General features: G+C 68.0%; 2 protein-coding genes and 1 pseudogene. All 3 read right to left on the reverse strand.

Annotated elements, in window-relative coordinates; genetic code table 11:
• Positions 1-3,003: pseudogene (locus tag QM641_RS12425) on the reverse strand (hypothetical protein); the annotation flags it as partial.
• Complete coding sequence (locus tag QM641_RS12430) at positions 3,000-3,809, reverse strand: hypothetical protein (protein ID WP_415116949.1); 810 nt, start codon at positions 3,807-3,809, stop codon at positions 3,000-3,002. The gene QM641_RS12430 and the pseudogene QM641_RS12425, both read right to left, overlap by 4 nt.
• A gap of 101 nt (positions 3,810-3,910) precedes the next feature.
• The gene (locus QM641_RS12435) at positions 3,911-4,903 is read right to left on the reverse strand and encodes a helix-turn-helix domain-containing protein (protein ID WP_415116951.1); all 993 of its coding nucleotides are present in this window, start codon (positions 4,901-4,903) and stop codon (positions 3,911-3,913) included.
• Positions 4,904-5,252: the final 349 nt, after the last annotated feature.

The raw sequence follows: 5,252 nt of genomic DNA on the forward strand, positions 1-5,252 counted from the left end.
CAGCGCAGCGGAGGCGACCGCGGTCACCGCACCGACGTGACCGGTGAAGGGGCCGGCTACGGCGGCGCCCGTGGAGAGGTCCCACAGCCGCACCGTGCCATCGTGCCCACCGGTCACGGCGACGGGCAGGCCGTTCACAGCGGTGCACGCAACCGCGTCCACCCCGCCGATGTGACCGGTGAAGGGGCCGCCGATCTGGGTTCCCGTGGCGAGATCCCAGATCCGGAGCGTGCTGTGGTCCCCTGCGGCGACCGCGACGGGCCGACCGGCCAGGCTGGTGCACGCAACCGCGTCCACCCCGCCGATGTGGCCGGGAAGCGAGTCACCGAGTTGGGTGCCCGTGCCGAGGTCCCAGATCCGCAGCATCCCGTCGGTTCCGCAGGTGACGGCCACGGGGTCGTCGCCGACGGTGCTGCACGCGACCGACGTCACCGAACCGGTGTGGCCGGGAAGGGGATCACCGAGCTGGGTGCCCGTGCTGAGGTCCCAGATCCGCACCGTCCCGTCGTAGCCGCCGGTGACGGCAATGGGCAGGTCACCCAGACTGGTGCACGCGACCGCACACACCCTACCTCTGTGGCCGGTGAGGGGAGCCTCGACCGCCGCTCCGCGCACGTGCTCCCCGGTCGCCCAGGCCGGCGACCACGCGCTCGCGCTGTCGGGGTGTCCGACAAACTCCTGCGTCAGGTGAGGCAGACCGAATCGGGCGGCGTTCATCGCCAGAACGTCACGACGCTCTTGCGCGGTGAGTCCTCGGAGCGAGGTCGTGCGGTAGATCGCGATCAACGCACGCACCTTGTCAGTGAGCGCAGTGCCACTCAGCGCGTTCGCGCGACCACCGTCGCGTGCGACATGGCGGATCGCATCAAGAGCGGATTCTGGCTCGGCGTGCACGAGTAGTTCGGTGTCGTCTTCGATGAGTTGGACGGCGCAGAGGGCATCGATCGCATGACTGAGGATGTGTTGCTTGAGGTAGGGGTCCGCGCTCGCCCAGCAACGCCGACCTTCGATCACGGGGCGATCCTCGAGGAGGACGTCGAGCAGCCGGTAGGCGAGCGTCGCGGCATCCGTGCGCAGATAGTCGATGAGGCTCTGATGGAAGAGACGGTAGAGGGTCTGGCCGTGTTCGTCCGCGCCGCGGCGAAGGTAGAACCGCAGATTGTCCAACAAGGCCAGGAGCTCCGCCGACGTGACCGAAGCGTGCGGGTGGAACAGGCCGTTCATGAGCAGCTCGATCACAGACAACGGCATGCCGTCGCCCTTGCCCCACGCCAGGCAGGTGAGCAGGGCGCGGGCCAGCGACGGGTGCTCCGAGGTCTCCAGGTCGATGTCGAGGATTCCCGGCAAACTCGTCGGTATCTGTGCGACGACGTCATCCTCGGTGATCGGCTCATAGAACCGAACACGTCGGGCCAGCGACTGCGCAAGCAGAGTCGCGACGAGGAACAGCCCCCACTCGGCGTGGTCGTCGTGCGCACCGACGAGGACGTCGGCAAGGCGGCTGCCCACGTCAAAGGCCTCGTCGGGCAACTCCGAGCGGAAGTAGGCCTCGAGGTCGTTTCGCATCTGATCGATCCCGACGTCGTCGAGGCTCACGACCAGCCCGTCACCCAGCGTGGACACCCACCGATCGATCTTCGGCCAGAGCGACCCGGAGCGTGTGCCCACCAGGAGCCGCGAGATCACGCCGCCATCGGCGGTGCGGGAGGCGAGAGCCGCGAGCAAGCCGACGACCCCTGCGACATCGGCGGATTCGTCCACGGCGTCGATCACGACCAGCGGCGGTGCAGGGAGTGTGGAAAGAGCCTCGACGAGCGATGATTCAGTCCAGTCCGCCGCACTCGTTCCCTGGACGGTGGCCGGGCGGAGGTCGAGCTGCTGGGCGATTGCCATGAGCACCTGTGACACGGTCATGGCTCTGACATGGACGGCGGCGATCGCCTTCTGCTTTCTCGGACACGTCGCCGCGCGGTTCCAGATCTTCTTCGTCGCATCCCTGAGTTCCGGATGCGCCGCGCACACGAGTATGCCGATGAGTGCGGACTTGCCCGCACCGGGACTGCCGGTGACCACCCGCACGGAGTCTCTGGCGTCGGCTCGTTCGATCCACTTCGTCAGCGCATGAAGCTGGCTCGCTCTTCCCGCGAACGATCCGTACTCGTCGGTCGACGCACGGCCCGGGTGCCCGCCTGCACGCGCGGCGAAGTGCTCGGCGTCGAGGAACTCGGCCAATCCCGGCGATGCGATCGACCGGGCCTTATCGATCGCGCCCGGCGCGACGTAACCCGGATTGGGAATGAAGGCCAACTCGATGTCGCGATCGGTCCGGGTCGCCGTCACCCGCTGGCGGTGGACCTCGCCCTGATCGCGCTCCACGACATCGCGCACGCGGTCGCGGAACAGGGGCCACGGCACCCACCGCACCTGCGTGTCCATGCCGAACGTGTTCTGAGCGATCTGCTTGAGCGTCTCAGCGACGGCTTTGCTCAGCCGTCCGTTGTATGCCGATTTCTCCTTCGCCGATGCGGCGAGTACCCATCCGCGCAAACCCTCGGTGAACACATCGCCGCCCCAGCTCGGATCTGCGGCGGCGCCGCTGTGGCACGTGTCGAGGATGAACAGCGTGAGAGGGTGCCTCGGCGGAGCGTCTGGATCCGACTGGATCGCACTCAACCACGACACCACGTCGCATTGTGCGTCCGTCTCGCCGTCCGCGCCCACAACCCGGAGGGATCCGACCTCTGCCTTGCCATGCCCGAGGATGTGCACGAGTCTGACACCGTCGGGATCCTTCTCGCGGATCAGCGAACGGACCTCGGCGTCCAGGCGCTCGGCATCCCACTCAGCCGTGCCGTCAGGACCGTTCACCTCGTCATACTCGAGTTCTCTCAGCGCGGCACCGACCTCAGACGCATGGTGGGCGAAATCAGCGAGCGACGGGTACTCGTCATTTTCGATCCCGCCGGGGTTGGGTATGGTGACGACCAGCGCGCGGCGGCTCACGGCTGGAGGCCTTCCCGGATCACGGATGCCACGGGAGGGCACGTGAGGTACGGGACGATCTTGTGGCACTCGAACGCATCGATGACGACGGTCTCATCCGTCTCGATGCCGGTGAAATAATTGGAGAGGTGCTTCGGGACGGCGACGAGATCTCCGACATCGGCGAAGTTGACCCATCTCTGCACCCCGGGCGGGCGGGTGTGAGCAATTGCGGCAGGAGGAACGAACGAATCGTAGAACGCGTTCGTCAGCGCAAGCGGTGAGCCGACTGTCACAAGCAGGGGAACGTCGAGATCGGGCTCTGCCCAGAGCGTCTCGTAGGCGACCACCGATCCGAGGGAGTGCGCGACGACCACGCGGGGCTGCTGCGCGCGGATGACCTCGCCCACGAGGGCGTGGACGTTGCGACGCGGCTCCGGGTGCGTGGTGCTGGTATAGGTCGCGATCTCGGCCAGCACCGACCCCACCATCGCATGCGTGGCGCCCGCAGCGCGTCCGCTGCGGATCAGCCAATCGACGCCATCCCGCAGCCACCCGGTCACGGGTCCCTGCGCCACGGCATCCGGAACCCCCACCTGCTTCAGCCACTCAACCATGAGAGCGTGTTCCGTCGGCGACAGGTCATCAAGTGACGGCCCGCCCATCGCAGTGACGGTGTGCAGGGCCGGGGAGTAATACGCGAGCATGAACTCGTCGGCGGGTACGGCTGCGGCGGCGAGCGCGTCTCGCCAGATGCCCGCGAGCACATCCGGGTTGGAATGGTACTTGTACTGAAAGATCCCGTGCACCCCGACCACCGTCGCCATACGACACTCATAGCACCGGAGCGTCAGCACGTCGAGTGCCTGTCGGGTCGGCCGCGAGGCTCGGCCCGCGTACCGCGTGATCCTCGGGGCGCGACTCAGGCTCAGGCGACGCGACCGGTGGTCGCAGCGGCGGGCAACGGCGCCCCGGTGCACGAGAAGCGCGCGCGATACGCGGTGGGCGTCGTGCCGAGCGTGCGGGCGAAGTGCTGCCGCAGCACCGCCGCCGAGCCGAAGCCGCACTCGTACGCGACGACGTCGAGGCCGAGTTCGGTCTGCTCCAGCATGCGCTGCGCGTGGATGAGCCGCTGTCGCGCGAGCCACGCCGCCGGCGTCGTGCCGTAGTCGGCCTTGAACCGGCGCGCGAACGTGCGCGGGGACATGTGCGCGCGGGCGGCGAGCCGCTCGACGGAGAGGTCCGCGCTCAGATTCTGCAGCACCCAGTCGGTCACCGGCGCGAGCGAGAGCGAGCTCGACTCCGGCAGCGGCCTGTCGATGAACTGCGCCTGACCGCCGTCGCGTTGCGGCGGCACGACCATGCGCCGTGCGATCGTGTTGGCAGCCTCCGCACCGAGCTCGATGCGCAGCAGGTGCAGGCAGGCATCCAGCCCCGCCGCCGTCCCCGCACTCGTGATGATGCACCCGTCCTGCACGAACAGCACGTTCGGATCGACGTCGATGCGCGGATACATGCGCGCCATGGTCTCGGCGTACTTCCAGTGCGTCGTGGCCCGCCTGCCGTCGAGCACCCCGGCCGCCGCGAGGACGAACGCCCCGCTGCAGACCGAGAGCACCCACGCGTCGCGGGCGACCGCGCGCTGGACCACCCTGAGCACGCGCTCATCGACCTGCGTCCAGTCGGGGCGCGGGATGGGCGTGATTACGACGAGGTCCGCCTCGTCGGCGAAGGCGAGATCGTGCTCGACGTCGATCGTGAAGCCGATATTGCTGCGCACCGGTCCGGGATCGGATGCCACGACGCGGAAGTCGAAGCTCGGGATGCCGTCGTCGCGGCGATCCAGCCCGAACGCCTCGCACGCGAGTCCGAACTCGAAGGGCGCGAACCCCTCCTGCACGATGCACGCGACAGTGTGCATGGGCCATCCTCTCCGATTGGCAGAAATCCGATGCATAGTGGCGTCTCTGCCAGTGTTGGCCGAACCATTGCTATCGTAGCGTTTCTGCCATGTTCATGCTCGTCATCATCGCGGTCCTCGCGCTCGCCGGCATCGTCGGCACGATCGCCGGGCTCTCCCGCGACGGCTACCGGCGCATTCCGACCGATCCGAACCGGCTGCCCTGAGCCGCGCACTCACGATGCGCGGCGGCGCCCGCCCCTCACCTGGCGCAAAGTGCCGCGCCGCTTCACCTGGCGCAAAACGCCGCGTCGCGGCGGCGGCTTCAGGGGGCTATTGCAACACCGGGTGTGTGGAGGTTGTGGTGGGT

Source organism: Microbacterium sp., assembly GCF_047605725.1.
Classification (GTDB): Bacteria; Actinomycetota; Actinomycetes; order Actinomycetales; family Microbacteriaceae; genus Microbacterium.

Excerpts from the sequence above, each read along its gene's own strand:
- QM641_RS12430 (WP_415116949.1), bottom strand. The coding sequence starts at position 3,809 with ATGGCGACGGTGGTCGGGGTGCACGGGATCTTTCAGTACAAGTACCAT.
- QM641_RS12435 (WP_415116951.1), bottom strand. The coding sequence starts at position 4,903 with ATGCACACTGTCGCGTGCATCGTGCAGGAGGGGTTCGCGCCCTTCGAG.